The 18,023-nt window shown below is 45.7% G+C and carries 21 protein-coding genes; 11 read left to right on the top strand and 10 right to left on the bottom strand.

Going from position 1 to position 18,023, the window contains the following annotated elements:
* The 4 genes from hemN (at position 1) to LL912_RS16260 (ending at position 4,687) form a co-directional block, all read left to right on the top strand.
* Positions 1 to 1,365: an oxygen-independent coproporphyrinogen III oxidase gene (gene hemN, locus LL912_RS16275; protein ID WP_235554637.1), complete on the top strand. Its 1,365-nt coding sequence runs from the start codon at positions 1 to 3 to the stop codon at positions 1,363 to 1,365.
* A gap of 35 nt (positions 1,366 to 1,400) precedes the next feature.
* A complete protein-coding gene (locus LL912_RS16270; RefSeq protein ID WP_235554636.1) occupies positions 1,401 to 1,931 on the top strand; it encodes an STM3941 family protein in 531 nt (176 codons plus the stop codon).
* 485 nt (positions 1,932 to 2,416) lie between these two features.
* Positions 2,417 to 3,712 (top strand): MFS transporter, encoded by a 1,296-nt coding sequence (locus tag LL912_RS16265; protein WP_235554635.1) that lies wholly within the window; start codon positions 2,417 to 2,419, stop codon positions 3,710 to 3,712.
* 81 nt (positions 3,713 to 3,793) lie between these two features.
* On the top strand, positions 3,794 to 4,687 hold the full coding sequence (locus LL912_RS16260; protein ID WP_235554634.1) for an MBL fold metallo-hydrolase: 894 nt from the start codon (positions 3,794 to 3,796) through the stop codon (positions 4,685 to 4,687).
* Positions 4,688 to 4,821: 134 nt separating this feature from the next.
* Here the strand turns inward: LL912_RS16260 and LL912_RS16255 are convergent, their stop codons facing one another.
* Complete coding sequence (locus LL912_RS16255; protein ID WP_235554633.1) at positions 4,822 to 5,649, bottom strand: DUF3108 domain-containing protein; 828 nt, start codon at positions 5,647 to 5,649, stop codon at positions 4,822 to 4,824.
* Positions 5,636 to 6,637 (bottom strand): lysylphosphatidylglycerol synthase domain-containing protein, encoded by a 1,002-nt coding sequence (locus LL912_RS16250; protein WP_235554632.1) that lies wholly within the window; start codon positions 6,635 to 6,637, stop codon positions 5,636 to 5,638. Before LL912_RS16250 ends, LL912_RS16255 begins: the two co-directional genes overlap by 14 nt.
* A gap of 27 nt (positions 6,638 to 6,664) precedes the next feature.
* Between LL912_RS16250 and ruvC the strand changes: the two genes are divergently transcribed.
* The 6 genes from ruvC (at position 6,665) to LL912_RS16220 (ending at position 12,285) form a co-directional block, all read left to right on the top strand.
* Positions 6,665 to 7,225 carry a crossover junction endodeoxyribonuclease RuvC gene (gene ruvC / locus LL912_RS16245; protein ID WP_235554631.1) on the top strand — a complete coding sequence of 187 codons (561 nt, stop codon included), beginning with the start codon at positions 6,665 to 6,667 and terminating at the stop codon, positions 7,223 to 7,225.
* A gap of 104 nt (positions 7,226 to 7,329) precedes the next feature.
* The gene (locus LL912_RS16240) at positions 7,330 to 9,093 is read left to right on the top strand and encodes a sensor histidine kinase (RefSeq protein ID WP_235554630.1); all 1,764 of its coding nucleotides are present in this window, start codon (positions 7,330 to 7,332) and stop codon (positions 9,091 to 9,093) included.
* Positions 9,090 to 9,833 carry a LytR/AlgR family response regulator transcription factor gene (locus LL912_RS16235; protein ID WP_235554629.1) on the top strand — a complete coding sequence of 248 codons (744 nt, stop codon included), beginning with the start codon at positions 9,090 to 9,092 and terminating at the stop codon, positions 9,831 to 9,833. Before LL912_RS16240 ends, LL912_RS16235 begins: the two co-directional genes overlap by 4 nt.
* 109 nt (positions 9,834 to 9,942) lie before the next feature.
* A complete protein-coding gene (locus LL912_RS16230) occupies positions 9,943 to 10,167 on the top strand; it encodes a hypothetical protein (RefSeq protein ID WP_235554628.1) in 225 nt (74 codons plus the stop codon).
* 46 nt (positions 10,168 to 10,213) lie between these two features.
* Positions 10,214 to 10,711, top strand: a complete 498-nt coding sequence (locus tag LL912_RS16225; protein WP_235554627.1) for a DinB family protein — start codon at positions 10,214 to 10,216, stop codon at positions 10,709 to 10,711.
* A 197-nt stretch (positions 10,712 to 10,908) separates the two neighbouring features.
* Entirely contained in the window at positions 10,909 to 12,285 is a 1,377-nt protein-coding gene (locus LL912_RS16220; protein ID WP_235554626.1) for a tryptophanase, read from the top strand.
* A 56-nt stretch (positions 12,286 to 12,341) separates the two neighbouring features.
* Here LL912_RS16220 and LL912_RS16215 read toward each other — a convergent pair whose 3' ends face one another.
* The 5 genes from LL912_RS16215 to LL912_RS16195 all read right to left on the bottom strand — a co-directional run bounded on the left by LL912_RS16215 (position 12,342) and on the right by LL912_RS16195 (position 15,499).
* Positions 12,342 to 12,731 (bottom strand): HIT family protein, encoded by a 390-nt coding sequence (locus tag LL912_RS16215; protein ID WP_235554625.1) that lies wholly within the window; start codon positions 12,729 to 12,731, stop codon positions 12,342 to 12,344.
* 222 nt (positions 12,732 to 12,953) lie between these two features.
* Positions 12,954 to 13,424, bottom strand: coding sequence for a transcription elongation factor GreA (greA, locus tag LL912_RS16210; RefSeq protein ID WP_235554624.1), 471 nt, complete (start codon positions 13,422 to 13,424; stop codon positions 12,954 to 12,956).
* A 95-nt stretch (positions 13,425 to 13,519) separates the two neighbouring features.
* Positions 13,520 to 14,455 (bottom strand): NAD(P)-dependent oxidoreductase, encoded by a 936-nt coding sequence (locus tag LL912_RS16205; RefSeq protein WP_235554623.1) that lies wholly within the window; start codon positions 14,453 to 14,455, stop codon positions 13,520 to 13,522.
* A gap of 38 nt (positions 14,456 to 14,493) precedes the next feature.
* Complete coding sequence (rsmA, locus tag LL912_RS16200) at positions 14,494 to 15,246, bottom strand: 16S rRNA (adenine(1518)-N(6)/adenine(1519)-N(6))-dimethyltransferase RsmA (RefSeq protein WP_235554622.1); 753 nt, start codon at positions 15,244 to 15,246, stop codon at positions 14,494 to 14,496.
* A gap of 25 nt (positions 15,247 to 15,271) precedes the next feature.
* On the bottom strand, positions 15,272 to 15,499 hold the full coding sequence (locus tag LL912_RS16195; protein ID WP_235554621.1) for a CDGSH iron-sulfur domain-containing protein: 228 nt from the start codon (positions 15,497 to 15,499) through the stop codon (positions 15,272 to 15,274).
* Between the two features lie 78 nt (positions 15,500 to 15,577).
* On the opposite strand from LL912_RS16195, the gene LL912_RS16190 reads away from it, so the two are divergent.
* Positions 15,578 to 16,192: an HAD family hydrolase gene (locus LL912_RS16190; RefSeq protein ID WP_235554620.1), complete on the top strand. Its 615-nt coding sequence runs from the start codon at positions 15,578 to 15,580 to the stop codon at positions 16,190 to 16,192.
* 8 nt (positions 16,193 to 16,200) lie between these two features.
* On the opposite strand, the gene LL912_RS26265 is transcribed toward LL912_RS16190, so the two are convergent.
* The 3 genes from LL912_RS26265 to atpF form a co-directional block, all read right to left on the bottom strand.
* Positions 16,201 to 16,518 (bottom strand): META domain-containing protein, encoded by a 318-nt coding sequence (locus LL912_RS26265; protein ID WP_406603613.1) that lies wholly within the window; start codon positions 16,516 to 16,518, stop codon positions 16,201 to 16,203.
* A 280-nt stretch (positions 16,519 to 16,798) separates the two neighbouring features.
* On the bottom strand, positions 16,799 to 17,362 hold the full coding sequence (gene atpH, locus LL912_RS16185; protein WP_235554619.1) for an ATP synthase F1 subunit delta: 564 nt from the start codon (positions 17,360 to 17,362) through the stop codon (positions 16,799 to 16,801).
* Positions 17,363 to 17,420: 58 nt separating this feature from the next.
* Positions 17,421 to 17,915 (bottom strand): F0F1 ATP synthase subunit B, encoded by a 495-nt coding sequence (atpF, locus tag LL912_RS16180; RefSeq protein WP_231006933.1) that lies wholly within the window; start codon positions 17,913 to 17,915, stop codon positions 17,421 to 17,423.
* Positions 17,916 to 18,023: the final 108 nt, after the last annotated feature.

The raw sequence follows: 18,023 nt of genomic DNA, 5'->3' as shown, positions 1-18,023 counted from the left end.
ATGCAGCAAAGTCTTGTACAGAAATACAATATACAGGGCCCCCGGTACACCAGTTATCCTACGGTGCCGTACTGGGAGCCGGAACATTTCACTGCCGGAGGGTGGAAGGAGGCGCTGATACGCAGCTTCCGGGAAACCAATGCAACACAGGGAATCAGCGTTTATATTCATTTGCCGTTTTGTGAAAGTCTCTGTACTTTTTGTGCCTGTCATAAGCGCATTACCCGCCGGCATGATGTGGAACAGCCCTATATAGAAGCGGTCCTGAAAGAGTGGGAACTGAACTGTGCATTACTTCCGGAGCCACCGGTCATCAAGGAGTTGCACCTGGGGGGCGGTACACCTACGTTTTTTAGTCCGCACCATCTGGAGCTGTTATTAAAAGGGCTGTTCTCAAGGGCCGTTATCGCGCCTTCACCCGAATTCAGTTTTGAGGGACACCCGAATAATACCACGGCGGCTCATCTGCAAACCTTATCGAACCTGGGGTTCCGGCGGGTAAGTTTTGGTGTACAGGATTATGATCCGGTAGTACAGAAAGCCATACATCGGATCCAGCCGTTTGAGCGGGTGGCAGCTGCAACGGATGGTGCCCGCAGCGCCGGATATGAAAGCATCAGCCATGACCTGGTTTTCGGGCTGCCCTTTCAAACCTGGGCATCCATGCAGGCTACGATTGAACGTACCATCGAATTAAGGCCGGACCGGATCGCTTTTTATTCCTATGCCCATGTGCCCTGGGTAAAAGGTGTAGGACAGCGGGGATTCCGGGAGGCAGATCTTCCCGCTCCCGAACTGAAGCGAAAGTTATATGAAGAGGGCAAGGCATTACTGGAACGGTCGGGATATATTGAGGTTGGAATGGACCATTTCGCATTGCCCGGAGACCGTTTGCACCAGTCCTTACTCGATGGTCGTCTGCATCGCAATTTTATGGGGTACTCTTCATCGGCCACCCAGGTAATGATCGGACTGGGTATGTCGGCAATCTCCGATGCCTGGTATGCGTTTGCGCAAAACGAAAAATCGGTGGAAGCATACACGGAACAGGTGCATGCAGGCCGCTTGCCCGTGGTTAAAGGGCATCTGCTGAATGAAGAAGATCTGAAGATCCGGAAACATATTTTAAACCTGATGTGCCGGTTTCATACTTCTTGGTCGGAGCCTGCGATGCAGGTGCAGGAACTACCCGAAATTATAGCTCGTCTCCGGGAAATGGAGCGCGACGGATTACTGGAAATTTCCAGTACGGGATTGACGGTTACAGCAGCAGGCCGTGCATTTGTACGTAATATTGCGATGGCATTTGATCTGCGGCTGATCCGCAAACAACCGGATACCCGTATCTTCTCCATGACTGTATAAGCAGCGCCTGTATATGTTTAAAGAATAAGATAATAATGACGCAAACGATAACCATCCCGATAAATAAAAAAAAGACGGTACGCTACCTGATCGGAGCAATACTGTTTGTATTACTTGGGGTGCTTTTTGTGATAAAACCCTTCTTATTTATAAGAAGCGATGACCCCACCATGATCCGGATCATCGGGTACATCTGCACCGGGTTCTTCGGAATCGGGATCATCGTTTTTATTCAGAAACTAGCGAATAAAAAAGAAGGGCTGTTCATAGATGCAGAAGGCATTACCGATAATTCCAGTGGTATATCGGCCGGAAGGATCTTATGGCGGGACGTAAAAAACATCCGGGTGGAACAGGTATCGGATCAACCAATCATTATGCTGGACGTAAAAGATCCCTTGGCCTATTTACAACGGCAGCAAAACCCGGTAAAGAAACGAGCAATGGAATTGACATATCAGCTGTACAAAACACCGGTGGCCATTTCAGCGCAGTTTTTAAATATCGGGTCTGAACAATTGTTGCCCTTGCTGGAAGCGGCTTTTAAGGATTTCAAAGGTAAATAAGGAGCCAGATCAGCGTTGAAACCAGGCATCCAGATTTCAGATTTGAGAAGCGAGCTCCAAGGTCGTTTACTTAAGTTTTTTTATAATTGCCGCAGATACGCTGATTGCACCTGCGGCGCTTTCGTTATGTTTTTTTTACTACTATTAAAAGCCGTACCAGATCTGCACATTTGTGGCCTTAATGAAACAACATGGAGACAAGATTTCAGCGTCAGGCACCCGGACCGCACATTGGGTATTAAACCGGATCCGGCGCTGAAATGAGGCTCAACGTATTCCATGTACCCTTCAGCAGTAACCGGTTTCCCGGTCGCCCTTTGTCAGGAACACCACCGGTTACCGGCAGTTAACGTAGCTCTGAAACGAATATACAGGCCCGCGCTTCTGATTTCTCGCTTCTCACCTCTCAAATCCGGATTCTCAAATCTGTGTTCTCAAATCTCAAAGCTCGCTCCAAATCCCTTATTTTTATACAAACAAATTCCATGCAAACGGCTTCTAAGAAAGTGATCAACGGGTGGGCCATGTACGATTGGGCCAATTCGGTGTACAACCTGGTTATTACCACAACCTTCTTCCCAATCTATTTTTTGGCGGTTACCGGAAGTAGTACCAGCGATCATAATGTGCGTTTCCTGGGAAGGCAGTTTATAAACTCAAGCCTGTACGATTATGTGCTGGCGGCGGCCTACCTGTTTGTAGCCATCCTGTATCCCATCCTTACATCGATCGCAGATACCCGGGGAAACAAGAAGAACTTTATGCGTTTTTTCTGTTATATGGGCGCATTGGGTTCTGCTATTCTGTTTTTCTTTACAAGCGATACGCTGGGCCTGGGTGTTGTTGCCTTTATGCTGGCTGCCATGGGATATGTAGGCAGCCTGGTGTTTTACAATGCCTATCTGCCGGAAATAGCGGCCCCCGAAGACCGGGACCGGATCAGTGCACGTGGTTTTTCTTATGGGTATGTAGGCAGCGTAATCATGCAGCTGGTAGGGTTTTTACTGATCATGTTAATGGAGGATAAAGGATTGGCAACGCGGCTTACCTTTTTATTGGTGGGCATCTGGTGGTTTTGTTTTGCACAGATCACTTTCGCAAGATTGCCTCAATCGGTACAAACGGGTAAGATCGGCGGACGGGTCCTGCAGGATGGGTTCATTGAGATAAAAAAAGTATACCAGCAGGTAAAACAAATGCCCGTGCTCAAACGATACCTGCGCGGCTTCTTTTTTTACAGCATGGGCGTGCAAACCGTAATGCTGGCGGCTACCCTCTTTGGCAGCAAGCTGCTGCGACTTCCGGATGACCGGCTGATCATATCGGTGGTAATGATACAGCTGGTGGCGGTTGCCGGCGCCTGGTATATGTCAAGGCTTTCGGCCCGGTACGGAAATCTTACAGTATTAATGGGGGTGGTCGTTTTTTGGATATTGATCTGCATCGCAGCCTATTTGACGGCCGCGGTAGCGGAAGGCGGAGGCAATGGAGAGTTCCTGTTTTACGGGCTGGCAGTTGCCGTAGGCCTGGTGATGGGTGGCATCCAGTCGCTCAGCCGGTCTACCTACGCCAAGTTAATGCCTCAAACAAAGGATACGGCTTCTTTCTTCAGTTATTATGATTTTACAGAAAAGTTGGCCATTGTAATTGGTATCTTTGCGTTTGGATTTATTGAAGAACAAACAGGCAGCATGAAAAATTCCATCTTGTCACTGATCGTTTTCTTTGCTATCGGGTTCTTCTGGCTGTATTCCGCACTGGTAAAGCAACGGAAGGCATAACCGGCTGCAGCAATCAGTTATCAGCAGCGGATTTAACCTGAGCACTGAACGCTGGTTACTCAAATCTCAAATCTGAAATCTGTGAACCTTTACACAATCAATTGCGGTCATTTTAAATTAGACGGGGGTGCTATGTATGGTGTGGTACCCAAGAGCATCTGGAATGGTTTAAACCCTGCAGACGAGAATAATATGTGCAGTTGGGCCACCCGCAGTCTGCTGATCGAAACGGAAGGACGTCTGATTTTAGTAGATTGCGGAATGGGTGACAAACAAAGCGAAAAATTCTTTGGGTATTATTACCTGCATGGGGATGACAACCTGGATAAATCGCTGGCGCAATACGGGTTTCACCGGGATGATATTACCGATGTGTTCTTAACACACCTGCATTTTGATCATTGTGGGGGCGCCATAAAAAAGGAGGGTGACAAACTGCTGCCTGCTTTTAAGAAGGCCGTTTACTGGAGCAATGAGGCGCATTGGAAATGGGCGACGCATCCCAACCCGAGGGAAAAGGCTTCATTCCTTTCAGAGAACATCCTGCCCATAAAGGAAAGCGGCCAATTAAAATTTGTAGATCATTGGTCTTCAAAAAATGACGGCCAGTCCGACTGGCACGTTGTAATAGATCGTAAGCTTCCCGAGGTGTTGTTTGGGGAAGATTTTTTGGTGCGATACGCACATGGTCATACAGATGCTATGATGTTGCCCCAGGTTCGGTATAATGGAAAGACGGTTGTGTTTATGGCAGACCTCCTGCCTTCTCCGGGCCATATTCCGCTGCCTTATGTGATGGCTTACGATACCCGGCCTTTGATAACGATGAGCGAAAAAGAGGCCTTTTTACGGGAGGCGCTGGAAAAGGAATACATCCTTTTTTTTGAACATGACCCGAAACTGGAATGTTGTACGCTGAAGAACACAGAACGGGGCATTCGTCCGGACCAGTTTTTTAAGCTGAGTGACCTTTAGCGCTTTTTGAGGGTAAATAAAAGATGGGGAATGGTGAATAGTTAATGGTGAATGGCCAAATAAACTTCTGAATAAAAGGAGCCAACCAGGAACGTTGAACCTGAAACTTCCGAGGCCAGGGCTCCGTGCGGCAATTAATGCTTCTTTATTAACGCCGTCATCGGGTTCTTCAATCCTTCAAAGCTCGTCATTTCAATTTTCACCTTTCCTACAATAATGGGGCTTTCCACGCGGATAGGTACCCGGTTGGCATCATCCGTAACCCAAACCGTCATCTTTTCACCGCCTTCAAAGATGGTTCCTTTAATAGTCAGCGGCTTAATCTTTATCGCTTTGAACTTACCGTATTTAGTGGTAATGGTTTCCTTGCCCATAAACCGGATGTACATGCCGAAGATCTCGTTGTCCAGGAACACACTAAAGGGCACTTTGTCACCGGGTTTCAGACTGTTATAATCAACGTTACGGGCATAGAATACAGAACTTACTACGTCATGCACACAGGCGGGCACCTTGAATACTCCTTCATTGCTGATGGCCGTATTGGCCGCTTTGTTAAAGCTGACCTTTTGGTATTTTTTATAGCCGCCTTCATTGATATTACGGATAAACTGCAGGGGCTGAAAACTTTCCACATCAATATAGGTTTCATAAGTGTCATTTGCCTTATACGCCCACTCGTAAGACGAAAGCGTACGACCGGTTCCTGTAATATGATATACAGAACGGCCGTTCAGTTTTTCCATTGCAGTAAAAAACGATCCTGTTCCAGCCGGAACAAAAGCACCTGCAACACTATAGCCAACGGTAAACCCCACTTTTTCGCCAGCCTGAAAAGCCGTATTGGGAATGGAACAAGCCGCCGCTGCAAATGCTTCTGTTGCAACAGGTGCAACGGCCTTCTTGTTGCCATCCGCAAATAACATAAAGAACGGAACCAGAAATAAACTAAGCGTTTTCATTTTTGCTTTTAAATATACGTTTAATACCCAGCACCAGCACGCTTCCGATCAGTGCCGGTATCACCAGGTTAATTAACCAAATGCTTGCCGAAGTTAAGCTAATACCCAATTGATTGGCGTTAAATAATCCTAATATTGTCAGGCTCAGGCTTCCCCGCACACTCAGGTCTGTAAAGAGCGCAATAGTGGGAATAATGGCCAGAATCAAAAACAATACGCTCACCCCGGTCAAGGCCTGCCAAAAGGAAATCGTTACTTCAAACAACTGAAATAGTAAAAAATATTGCAATATAAAGATAAAAAACCGTGTTACAGATAAAGACAATAATCGGAGCAGGACCGTTGCATTAAAATGCTCCAGGGCCTCTATCGACCAGGAGAATCTTTTTCCCGGGGGAATACGGCTGATCCATTTGGCCATCCAGGAAATACGGAAATAAAAAAGCAATAAAAACAGGGCACAGAATGCCACAATGTAAAACAGGGCATCAAACCATAAAACAGAAATGATACCCGCTGCAACAATCGGCCCTTTTAGGAAATAAAAGGAAAAAAGACCCACCCATACCGTAACCAGCAACTGGCTGATATTGCTGACCACCGTAAGTGTGGCAGCTTTAATGCGCTTGCCCTCATCTACATACAGCATCCGCCCTACATAATCACCAATGCTGTTGGGAGTAGATACAGAAAAGGATACGCCCGATAAAGTAGCCTTGAGCGCACGGATAAAAGACAGTTGCTGTACGCTTTTGACCGCCAGGCGCCATTTGCAGGCCTCCACCATCCAGTTAACCGCCATTAAAACGATCACCGCTGCCAGGTATATGATCTTTGAGCTGTTAAGCGAGGCTTTGATCTGTGTCCAGGAGTCTGTTAAGCCTTCCTGCTGACGTACCTGGTTGTAAATAGACCAGCACAGCCAGATAAACAGCAGTGGACCTAAGAAATAATTGAAGAATATTTTGATATTTTTGTTGATCTTCATGAATCCTTGGTAAAAATAGCATCCCCTTTGCAAACAGCCGCTAAAATAATCCTTGGTATTGACCCTGGTACTGTGATCATGGGATATAGCATTATTGCATGTACCCGGCAGAAGATACAAATGCGCGAAATGCATGCCATAAAATTTTCCGCCCGGCTGGACGGCTATGAACGCCTGAGCCGGATCCATGAAAAAGTAACGGAACTGATCCAGGTGTACCAGCCGCATGAATTTGCCATCGAAGCGCCGTTTTTTGGAAAGAATGTGCAGAGTATGCTTAAACTGGGGCGGGCGCAGGGCGTGGCTATTGCCGCAGCCATGCATTTTAATATTCCGGTTACGGAATATTCGCCCCGTAAAATTAAACAGGCGGTAACCGGTAACGGCAACGCAGCAAAAGAACAGGTATGGAAAATGTTGCAGCAGATCCTTTCGTTGAAAGAAGCGCCGGAATATTTTGATGCTACGGATGCGCTGGCCGTAGCGCTCTGCCATCATTACCAGATCAGCAGTCCTATAAAAGCTGCTGCGGGGTTTAAGGGCTGGGAAGATTTCATAAAGAAGAATCCGGATAAGATAAAGAAATAATTCTTGCCCCGATTGAACGTTTACTAATTGATCTTCGACGAATACTAACAGATCATTGACTTTGCCCTTTTTACTAGGCAATATTTGTGTTATAAATCAATGAAATGAAAGCAATCTACACAATACTGCTCCTGTCTTTTTTGACACTTTCGCTTTTTGCACAGCGGAAAATTTCCAGGGGTGAAGACCTAATTAATAAATATAAATATGGATATGAACATTACATCGATTTTGAAATAAACAGCCGGCTTGGCAGTACAAGTATCAGCACCCCTTATTTAACCCGCTTTGTGTTTAGAAGAGATATCACTTCAATGAAAGATACACAGACACAATATGGAGGGGTCCTTTTGGGTATTGTATATAAAAAAAGAAGCAAGATAACAGTTGGGCCGGGTCATATTCAGTCTTTGTCAAAAAGATACAGGATAGCATCCGTTTCGGATAGTTCGGATATACAGGTAATCGCTTATGGAATCACTCCAGAGGACAAAGAGTTTTTCAGGTATCACATTATTTTGAATGATGAAACAGCACTTACTCAATGGGCAACGCCGACGGTCTTTGAACAAAAATTTGATGCAGAACATCCTTATGCCGTATTATGGAATGGTAAATCGCTGGGTAATCAAATCTATATCGAAGCCCACGATACAAGAAATTACGACACCAGGGAAGGTGTTATGCTGAACTGGAACTTAAAAACAAAGGAGCTTCCCAAAATAGAAGGTATCGATGGCTCGGCGGGGACATTTGAAAAGGGTAACCGGGTATTAAGGCAATATTATTTTAGTAAAGATTCGGTAGGCAGCCCTTATTTTTCCGGGTTCAATACTATCTATAACTTTCCTGAAAACCTGCACTACCGCTACGGAGAGTTTGCGAATATCGTTTTCCGGTTTAATATAGATCCAGGTACATATTACAATGCAGAAGTTACAAAAATTACCAATGATAGCACCCGTGAATACCGCCACTTCGATCAACAACGCTTCCAGTCCTGGTTTGAGGTAAATGAATATATGTTATCTACCCCTGGCAAATATGAGATTAAGATATACAACACAAAGGGCGATGAAGATGATGAAGGAAATAAAAAAGAATACATCACTATACCAATAGAAGTTTTTTCGCCTCCCGAAAAGGGGAAGGCGTTTACCATCCGTCAAATTGTTCCCTATGCCGCAGCAGCTATTCTCTTAGCTGCTTTTGTATTTTACCTGTATTACAGGAGAAGTAGGCGAAAAATTGCGGGGATAGAGATGGAAAAGCAAATGAGTAAACTGCGCCTGCAATCGGTGCGAAACCAGCTCGATCCTCATTTTGTATATAATGCGCTGGCAGGTATCCAGAATCTTTTAAACAAAAAGGATAACAAAAGCGCCAATGATTATCTCACCCGTTTTTCCAGGTTATCCCGAAAAGTACTGGAGGATGCGGAAAAGGACCTGATTACTATTGAAGATGAGGTTGGATTGCTGAACGATTATTTACAGATGGAGCAAATGCGTTTTGGATTTGCATACTCTATATATGTAGATGAAACCATTGATCAGACAAACACCGAGATCCCTGCTATGCTTTTGCAACCTTTTGTGGAAAATGCGGTAAAGCACGCCATGCCGGAAGTTGACGGTGGATGCATCGGGATAAGGTTTGAAAGAACGGATAAAAGCGTACTGGTCAGGATCAGGGATAATGGAAAGGGATTTAATGTAGCTGCCGCTTCCGGAACAGGCTCCTGGTTATCAAAAAACAGGATATCTTTATTAAATAAGGTATATGTGGATACGCCCGTTTTATTGGATCTGCGTTCGGGTGAAAGCGGTACCACCGTATTGCTTACTTTAAAAGAATGGCTGGCATGAGGGCTGTAATTGTTGATGATGAACAACATAATATTGAAAACCTGAGAGGAATCCTTTGCAGGAATTTCCCCGGAGTAACCATTTTGGGCACCGCTTCCACCATTGATGCGGCAGCGGCGCTGGTGCGGCTTCAAAATCCGGACCTGGTATTCCTGGATATCCAAATGGGAAAGGAAACGGGGTTTGACCTGCTAAAGCGGCTTCCTAAAAGAGGGTTTGACGTGATTTTCGTAACGGCCTATGACCAGTACGGTATACAGGCAATTAAGTTTGCTGCTCTGGATTATATCCTGAAACCCATTGATGAAAATGACCTGCAGGCGGCTATTGAAAGAGCCATGGAAAAATGGCGCAGGAAGCAAGGGTATAGCCAGCTCGATTTTTTAATCAATTATCTTAAAGGCATGGGAAAGGTGCCGGAAAAGATCGCCCTCCCATTATTCCAGGAAACGCGCTATGTGTCGGTAAGCAGCATCGTCCGTTGCGAAGCGCAGAATACCTATGTTTATTTTCACCTGGATGATGGAGAAAAGGTTCTGGTTTCCCGCCCGCTTAAAGAATATGATGAATTACTGGCTCCCTGTGGTTTTATCCGGTGTCATCAAACGCACCTGGTAAACCCCCTGTTTGTAAAAAGCCTGCTAAAAGAAGACGGTGGTAGTTTACTGCTAGCCAATGGCGAAAAAGTTCCGGTATCCAAGGCCAAAAGAGATGCCGTGAAGCGGGCATTGGCGGGATAAAAAGCTGCCAGGTCGTTCCATTATCCAAGACTGGTCACAGAACTCCTGACATACAGCTGTCACCGGCCCTGTTTTACTTTGTATCAGCGGCGGGAAAGCCCTTTATACGATGATGAAAACGTCTATAGAAATTTTTAAAACCAATGTGCTGAACCGGCCCGTGGCGGCAAAGCTGGTACAATGCCTGGAAGCACTTTTGCTGGAGGCAAAAGTGAATTTTGACCTGGAAGATTGTGATCATATATTGCGCGTAGAGACTCCGGAAACGATTGACGCAACGTTGGTCCGAAACTGTATCGCGCACCATGGCTATAAGGCGGAGCCGCTGCAATAGCCGGTAATACCCTGAAAATTATTTTTTACTCAATAAACATAGAATCATGACAAGATTGGAAATTTTAAAAAAGGATTTTGAAAATGAAGTGGTAACCACCCGGAAATTCCTGAATATTATCCCCGAAGATAAATGGGACTGGAAACCACATCCCAAAAGTATGAGCCTGATGCAGCTGACCACCCATATTGCCGAACTGCCCGGATGGCCGGCAATGGTGTTTGAAACATCCGAACTGGACTTTGCGGCATTCCCTTACCAGCCTACGGTAGTAAAAGACCGGAAGGAATTGCTGGACATTTTTGAAAGAGAAGTGGAAAAAACAGGTAAGTACCTCAACGATCCCGAAAATGAAAAAAAACTGGATGATACCTGGACACTCCGGGAGGGCGATAAGATCTATGGTGTAAATCCCAAACTGGAAGTGATCCGGATGAGCATTAATCAAACCATCCATCACCGCGCGCAGCTGGGCGTGTTCTTGCGCCTCCTGGATATTCCTATTCCGGGCAGTTATGGCCCCAGTGCGGATGAGCAGTTTTAATCCGGCAGACCTATGAGGTTTTAAAAATCTCATAGGTCTTGTTTTTTTCTTAATATTGTGTATGCTTCCGCTTTGGCAAAAAGTAATAAAAAGTCCTACTTAGCGCTCCGCATTCCTGCGGGAAGCATTGCCTGTTTTTGGGGTGCTTCCATATATAGCATTCTTTATTTTTTATTGATCATTCTCAAAAACAGTGTATGGCAACTACCATTATTGAACCCTTCCGTATTAAGTCGGTGGAACCGCTGCGGTTCACCACAAAGGCACAACGTGCCGGCATTTTAGCCCAAGCTTTTTATAATCCTTTTTTGATTCATGCAGATGATGTACTGATCGATCTGCTTACCGACAGCGGTACTTCTGCCATGAGCAGCCGGCAATGGGCGGCTATGATGGAGGGCGATGAATCCTATGCCGGCAGCCGCAGTTTTTACCGTTTTGAAGCGGCAGTAAAAAAGATCACCGGGATGCAGCACATCATTCCCACGCACCAGGGCAGGGCTTCTGAAAAAATACTGTTTACCATTACAGGCGGAAAGGGAAAGTCTTTTTTAAGTAACACCTTGTTTGATACCACCCGGGCCAATATTGAATTTTCCGGTGCCGAGGGTATTGATCTGTTAACGGAAACGGGGAAACTGCCCTCAGTGCGGGCACCCTTTAAAGGAAACATCGACCTGGACTTACTTGAAAAAACCATAATAGAAAAAGGCCCGACACAGATTGCCATGTGCATCATCACGGTTACCAATAACTCCGGTGGCGGACAGCCCGTAAGTACGGAAAATATCCGGAAGGCAAGCAGCATCTGTAAAAAGTATGGCGTCGCTTTTTTTATTGATGCCTGCCGGTTTGCGGAGAACTGCTATTTTATAAAACAACGCGAGGAAGGGTATGCTGCTAAAACAATGATCGAAATTGTTAACGAGCTTTTTTCCTATGCAGATGGCTGTACCATGAGCGCTAAAAAGGATGCGTTTGCCAATATCGGCGGCTTCCTGGCACTGAATGATGATGTCTTAACCCGGGAATGCCGGAACCTGCTGGTAATCACGGAAGGTTTTCCCACTTACGGTGGTCTTGCCGGGCGCGACCTGGAGGCTATTGCCGTAGGCTTGGAAGAAATTATGGATGAGCATTACCTGAAATACCGCATCCGCAGTATGGAGTATATAGGTGAAAAGCTGGAAGCGGCGGGTGTGCCTTTTGTAAAACCGGTAGGGGGCCATGCGGTTTACCTGGATGCAAAAGCTTTTCTGCCGCATATACCCTTACATCAGTACCCCGGCCTGGCATTGAGCAATGCGCTGTATATAGAAGGCGGTATCCGCAGTGTAGAGATTGGCTCCCTGATGTTTGGGAAGTATGCTGTAGATGGTACCCTGGTTCCTGCGCAGATGGAACTGGTGCGGCTGGCTGTGCCCCGCAGGGTGTACACCCAGAGTCATATCGACTATGTAGCAGAGATCATCATCGATGTATTTAAGAAGCGGCAGGAACTCAAAGGGTATGAAATTGTTTATGAAGCGCCCCTGTTACGGCATTTTACGGCAAAATTAAAACCAGTTGGTTAAACCAGTTTCGTTTCGGGTATCCGAAGGGGTCTGGAACAATCAAATACGACCGCCTGTTACAAATTAGATACGATCTGTTTCTGGACATCCTTCATCTCTTCGGGAGATAATTTCAGTTTGGGTTGCAGAAAATTCACATCATTGGCATCGTTAAGTGGAATAAGGTGCACATGTGCATGTGGTACCTCGATACCCACCACACTTACACCGCAGCGGTTACAGTCGAAACTTTTTTCAATGGCCCGGGCAATGGGCTTTGCAAACACCAGCAACCCGGAAAGATACGCATCCGGCACATCAAATAATTTATCCACCTCAATTTTGGGTACTACCAGGGTATGGCCTCTACGCAATGGCATGATATCTAAAAATGCGATGAACTGATCGTTTTCTGCAATTTTATAGGAAGGAATTTCGCCCGCGATTATTTTTGAAAAGATGGTCATGCCAAGATGGTTTATAGTGAATTGTTTAAAGTTCCTGTGGTTTGAGATCCAAAAAATCCAGCATCAGGAATGGAAGACCCGGCACCCGCTCAAACCGCTGCCCAAAGCTACAAAAAAACCGCTCTGGTTCAACCAGCGCGGCTTAAAAAGCTAATAGCAGTACTGCTGTATAAATGTGCGACGCAAGTACAGACGGGGCTTGTACTGCAGCCGACCAAAAAATCAGATTGAAATTTCTTCAATCTTAAACTGGATTACCCCTGCCGGAGCCTGTACATCGGCCACATCGCCGGGTTCTTTGCCCAGGATGCCTTTTCCGATGGGAGAGGTGATGGATATTTTCCCGGCTTTTAAGTCGGCTTCCTGTTCGCTGACCAGCTGGTAAATGACTTGTTTTTTTGTTTTAAGATTGGTGAGTTTCACTTTGGTCAGTATCGACACTTTACTCGTGTCAATGGTAGACTCATCTACCACGCGGGCATTGGCAAGAGCGCCTTCCAGTGCGGCGATCTTAGCTTCAAGGATGCCCTGGGCTTCCTTTGCAGCATCATACTCGGCATTTTCTTTCAGGTCTCCTTTTTCACGAGCTTCTGCTATAGCCCTGCTGGCAGCCGGCCGTTCCACACCTTTCATGTGCTGTAGCTCTTCCTTCATTTGCTCCAATGTTTCCTTTGTTACATATTGTATCGTCATATGTGTTTCTTTAGAATAAACAGAAAAAAATAACAACGCCTCAGACGTTACTGAAGCGTTGCATTATCTATATAAACAAATATAATTAAAAAGGATTAGAATTCCTTTATCCCCAGCTTTTTTAACAGAACTGTAGCCATTTTTAGAAAAGCTTCATGGCTGTAGCCGGCGATATGGGGCGTAATGATCACATTTGGTTGATTCAGAAGCCATTGTAATGTTTCTTTTTCCTCTGGGGAGTAAGTGTCCAGCTTTTCGTTTTCCAGTACATCCAGGCAGGCACCGGAGATATAGCCCTGTTTGAGTCCTTCGGATAGCGTAGGCAGATGAATGACCTTGCCGCGGCTGGCATTGAGGATAACCGGCTTTTGCTGCATGGTCTGCATGAGCTCCAGTGTAAGCATGCCTTTTGTATCGGCGGTTAGCGGTACATTGAAACTGATCACATCGGAGTAACGGCAAACCTGCTCCAGCGAGGCTTCTTTTACATGATCATGTGCAAAATCGTGCTTGAATTTATCGTAGGCCAGTACGGTTACATTAAAGGGTTGTAACAGGCGGGCAAAGGCCCATCCGGTATTACCGTAGCCAATGATACCCACCGTTTTTTCGGTAAGTTCGGTACCCCGGTTCTCTTCGCGCTTCCAGATAAACTGTTGCACCTCCGGAACGGCGATGTTCATTTTATTGAGCAGCATCAGCAGCATGCCCAGGCTTTGTTCTGCAACGGCATTCCGGTTGCCTTCGGGGCTGCTTACACAAAGAATACCCTTGCTTTGAGCGTAGGGTACGTCGATCAGTTCCATGCCGCTGCCCAGGCGTCCGATCCATTTAAGCAAAGGTGCGGCATCGATCAGCGCTTTGTCTACCGTAATGCGGGTGGTTAATACCAGGCCTGTGATATCCTGAGCCTGGGTCATCAGTTCCTCATAGGTAATGTTGGGCAGGTAGAATACTTCAAATCCTTTTTGTTGCAGGGTTTCCTGCAACACGGGATGTGCATTTCCTGTAATGATCACTTTTTCTTTCATCAATATTTTTTGATAAATGTAAATAAAACCGGGGGAGATTATTTCATTTTAAAGCTGAGGCCGGCAAAATCGCTGACCGACAATTGCTCGGCACGTTTATTAAAGAGCTCGTCTTTCAATGCAGTTTCGTCAAACAAAGCCTTTACTGCATTGCGCAATGTTTTTCTTCTTTGATTGAACGCAGTTTTCACCAGTACGGTAAAGGCACGCTGCGATTTCATTGGTACTACGTCCTGCTTTCTCCGTAGCCGGATTACGCCACTTTTCACCTTGGGCGGAGGGTTGAACGACTGCTCGCTGACATCAAACAGGTATTCTACTTCATAAAACGCCTGCATCAATACGCTGATCACTCCATAAATTTTGGAACCAGGTGTGGCGGCCACCCGCTGTGCCACTTCTTTTTGAAACATGCCGGTAATGACCGGAACCTGCTCTTTCCAGTTGAGGATCTTAAAAAGGATCTGCGTGGAAATATTATAAGGAAAATTGCCCACGATATGAAAAGCCCCCTCAAAGGGAGCGGCAGTGTCCAGTATGCTTTCGTGGATGATTTTGTCCTTTAGCTCCGGAAAGGTGGCTGCGAGGTATTGTACTTTTTCGGCATCCAGTTCCACAGCCTTGAAGGATACACCCGGCAGCTGCACCAGGTAACGGGTAATGGCACCACCACCGGGCCCTACTTCCAGCAGTTGCTCCGGCTTTTCAGCGGCAACAGCGGCCACAATTTTCCTGCAGATGTTGTCATCTTTCAGAAAATGCTGCCCCAATGATTTTTTTAGGGTATACATATTGCAAAATTAGGCGCCCCGCAGCTTAATCCGTTTTTTTTGGGGGCAGGGCAAAGGCAACCGCCTCATGCTCAAAATGTCCTTTATGGCTGCCATCGCAAAACGGTTTATTCACCGATTTTCCGCAACGGCAAAGGGATATCACGGTCCTTCCACCCAGGTCGTAAGGGGTACCTTCCTTATCTACAATTTCAAAATCGCCTTCGATCCGCAATGAACCATTATTGTTTACTGTAATTTTTGTTGTAGCCATAATTTTTTATTAGGCGGCAAAGATAGGGACCGCAGGGGCGAAAAATGTTTCACTCTTACAAAAACCTATCTTTGAATCATGATTAAAAATGTAATTTTTGATTTTGGGGGCGTATTGCTGAATCTCGATTTTAAAAGATCTTTTGCCGCATTTGAGGCCCTGGGGTTTGATGATTTTGAGGATAAGTTTTCACAGTATACGGCCGCACCGATCTTCCAGGAGCTGGAGAAGGGACGGATTGCGGCGCCCGTATTTTATGAAGGACTCCGGGCGCTGTTGGGAAAACCCATTCCGGATGTACAGCTGGAACAGGCCTGGAATGCCATGCTGCTGGACTACCGCAAATCCAGCCTTGATTTTTTGGTACCGCTTGGCAGCGAATACAACCTGTTTTTGCTGAGCAACACCAACCAGATCCATTATGATCATTTTTCAAAAACACTGAAGGAAGAAACGGCATATCCCTCGCTGGAGTCTTTTTTCAAAAAGGCCTATTATTCTCATGATATCAAACGCCGGAAACCGGATGCAGATACCTATGCTTTTGTATTGAAAGATGCCGGCATCGAGGCTTCTGAAACGCTGTTCATCGACGATAGTTTTACCAACCTGCCTACGGCACAGGAGCTGGGTATCCAAACGCATTTATTGCTGCCGGAGGAGCGGATAGAGCATTTGGAGCAGTTGCGGTAGCAGTTCCCTTAAGGTCTTTGAGCAAATACCAGAATATTTCCGAGGCTGTCTTTCAGCCACACCCCTGACGTGTTTACGGAATAACGCCTGAACTTTTGCATAGCTTCCCAAAGCGCTTTGTCATTGTCTACATTTCCCAGGCATCCGAGAGCTGTCATTTGAGTATGGATCGGTTGTAGCTTACCTGCTGCAAGTGTAAAGCGCACCAGCATGTAATTACACCCGGCCCGCGCAGCCATATCGCTTCCGGAATTAAAGACGGTTAAATGGTTTGGATTTATAAATACGTTTTTCTCCGGCGATATAAGCAATCCGCCATTCTCCATCTAATAAAGCCGTATTTGCTGTAGTTCCAGACTCTGGTAAAAGCAGGCTTTCTTTTAGCTGATAACCTGTTTCTTTTTCGGGTTCGAGGTTTGGGATTGCTTCTTTTTTTAGATTTGGTACATTGGTGTTATATTGGATGATAGCCTGCCCGAAAAGGCCCCGGGCGGTAATGGGTCCATTACTTTTGCATTCTATATTTTACATTGGGTATTTTAAGTTTTAAAAAGAAAAGCCCCGTTCTTTTGGAAAAGGGCTTTGTATTTTTAAAAAGGAGGGCTTTTACCGTACCTTATAGATAAAATCGTTATTCTTAAACTGCTTGGCGATCGCTTTAAGGTCGTAGCTGATGCTCGCGTCTACCATTTTATCGCCCATCTCCAGCACAAATCCGCCAATAATATCAGGGTTCACCGTAGCTTCCAGTTCGATGTTCTGCTGACCGGATGCTTTTTTTACCTGCTCGATGATATTGGTTTTCACCGCATCGCTAACAGGGACCGCTGTAGTCAGTTTTACTGTGTGAATATTGTTCAGCACCTTGTATTGCTCAATAAAAGCTGGCAGGATCTCCGGAAGGATGGCTTCCCGGTTCTTTGAAACCAGCAGGTTGGCAAATCCTTTGGTAAGGGCCCCGATATGATCGCCGGTAATAGCGTTTACAATGCTCTTTTTCTTATCGGCCTTGATAATGGGACTGCGCAGCAGGTTAACAAAATCCCTGCTTTCTTTGCATACAGCCTGCAGCCACTGTACATCAGCAAATACAGCTGCTACCTGGTTTTTTTCTTTCGCCAGGTCTAACAGGGCTTTTGCATATCGGGAGGCTAAACGAGGATTGGGCATAACTTAAATGTAGAATAACGAATATGAAATGTGAAATGTAGAACGACTCCGGAACCGTTTAGTTCAGTTTAATCGAATGAACCAGGCTGTTGATATACTCTTCCTGTTTGTCCTGACCGGCCAGTTGTTGCTTCAGTACTTTTTCGCTTACCTCGATCACCATTTTACCTACTTCGTTCTTCACATCGGTAAGGGCAGCCATTTTTTGTGCGTTGATGGCCTGCTGGGCATCTGCAATGATTTTGCTGGCTTCCGCTTTCGCCTGCTCTTTGGCTTCGTTAACGATCTTATCTTTTGTTTCACGGGCTTCTTTCAGCAGTTGAGCCCGTTCTTCACGTGCTTTCGCCAGCAACGCTTCGTTTTCGTTTTGTAACTGGGCCATTTCTGCCTTTACCTTTTCCGCAGAAGCAATAGCGCCGGCTATATTTTGTTCCCGCTCATTCAGGGATTTGATGATGGGCTTCCAGGCAAACTTTTTCAGGATGAGGAATACTACAATAAAGGCAACCAGTGCCCATACAAAATAACCGAGGTTGGGAGTTAATAATTCCATTTTGATCTATTTATTGTTTTTGGTTTCTTGCCTGGGGCTTACACCTCAAACTAAAAACTTCAAACCAGAAACGAATAATTTTTAAAATTTACTGTACCCTTTGCCCTT

Origin of the sequence: Niabella agricola (assembly GCF_021538615.1) — a bacterium.
Lineage (GTDB): Bacteria > Bacteroidota > Bacteroidia > Chitinophagales > Chitinophagaceae > Niabella > Niabella agricola.
Note: the sequence above shows the minus strand (reverse complement) of the source record. Positions and strands in the feature narration are given on the sequence as shown.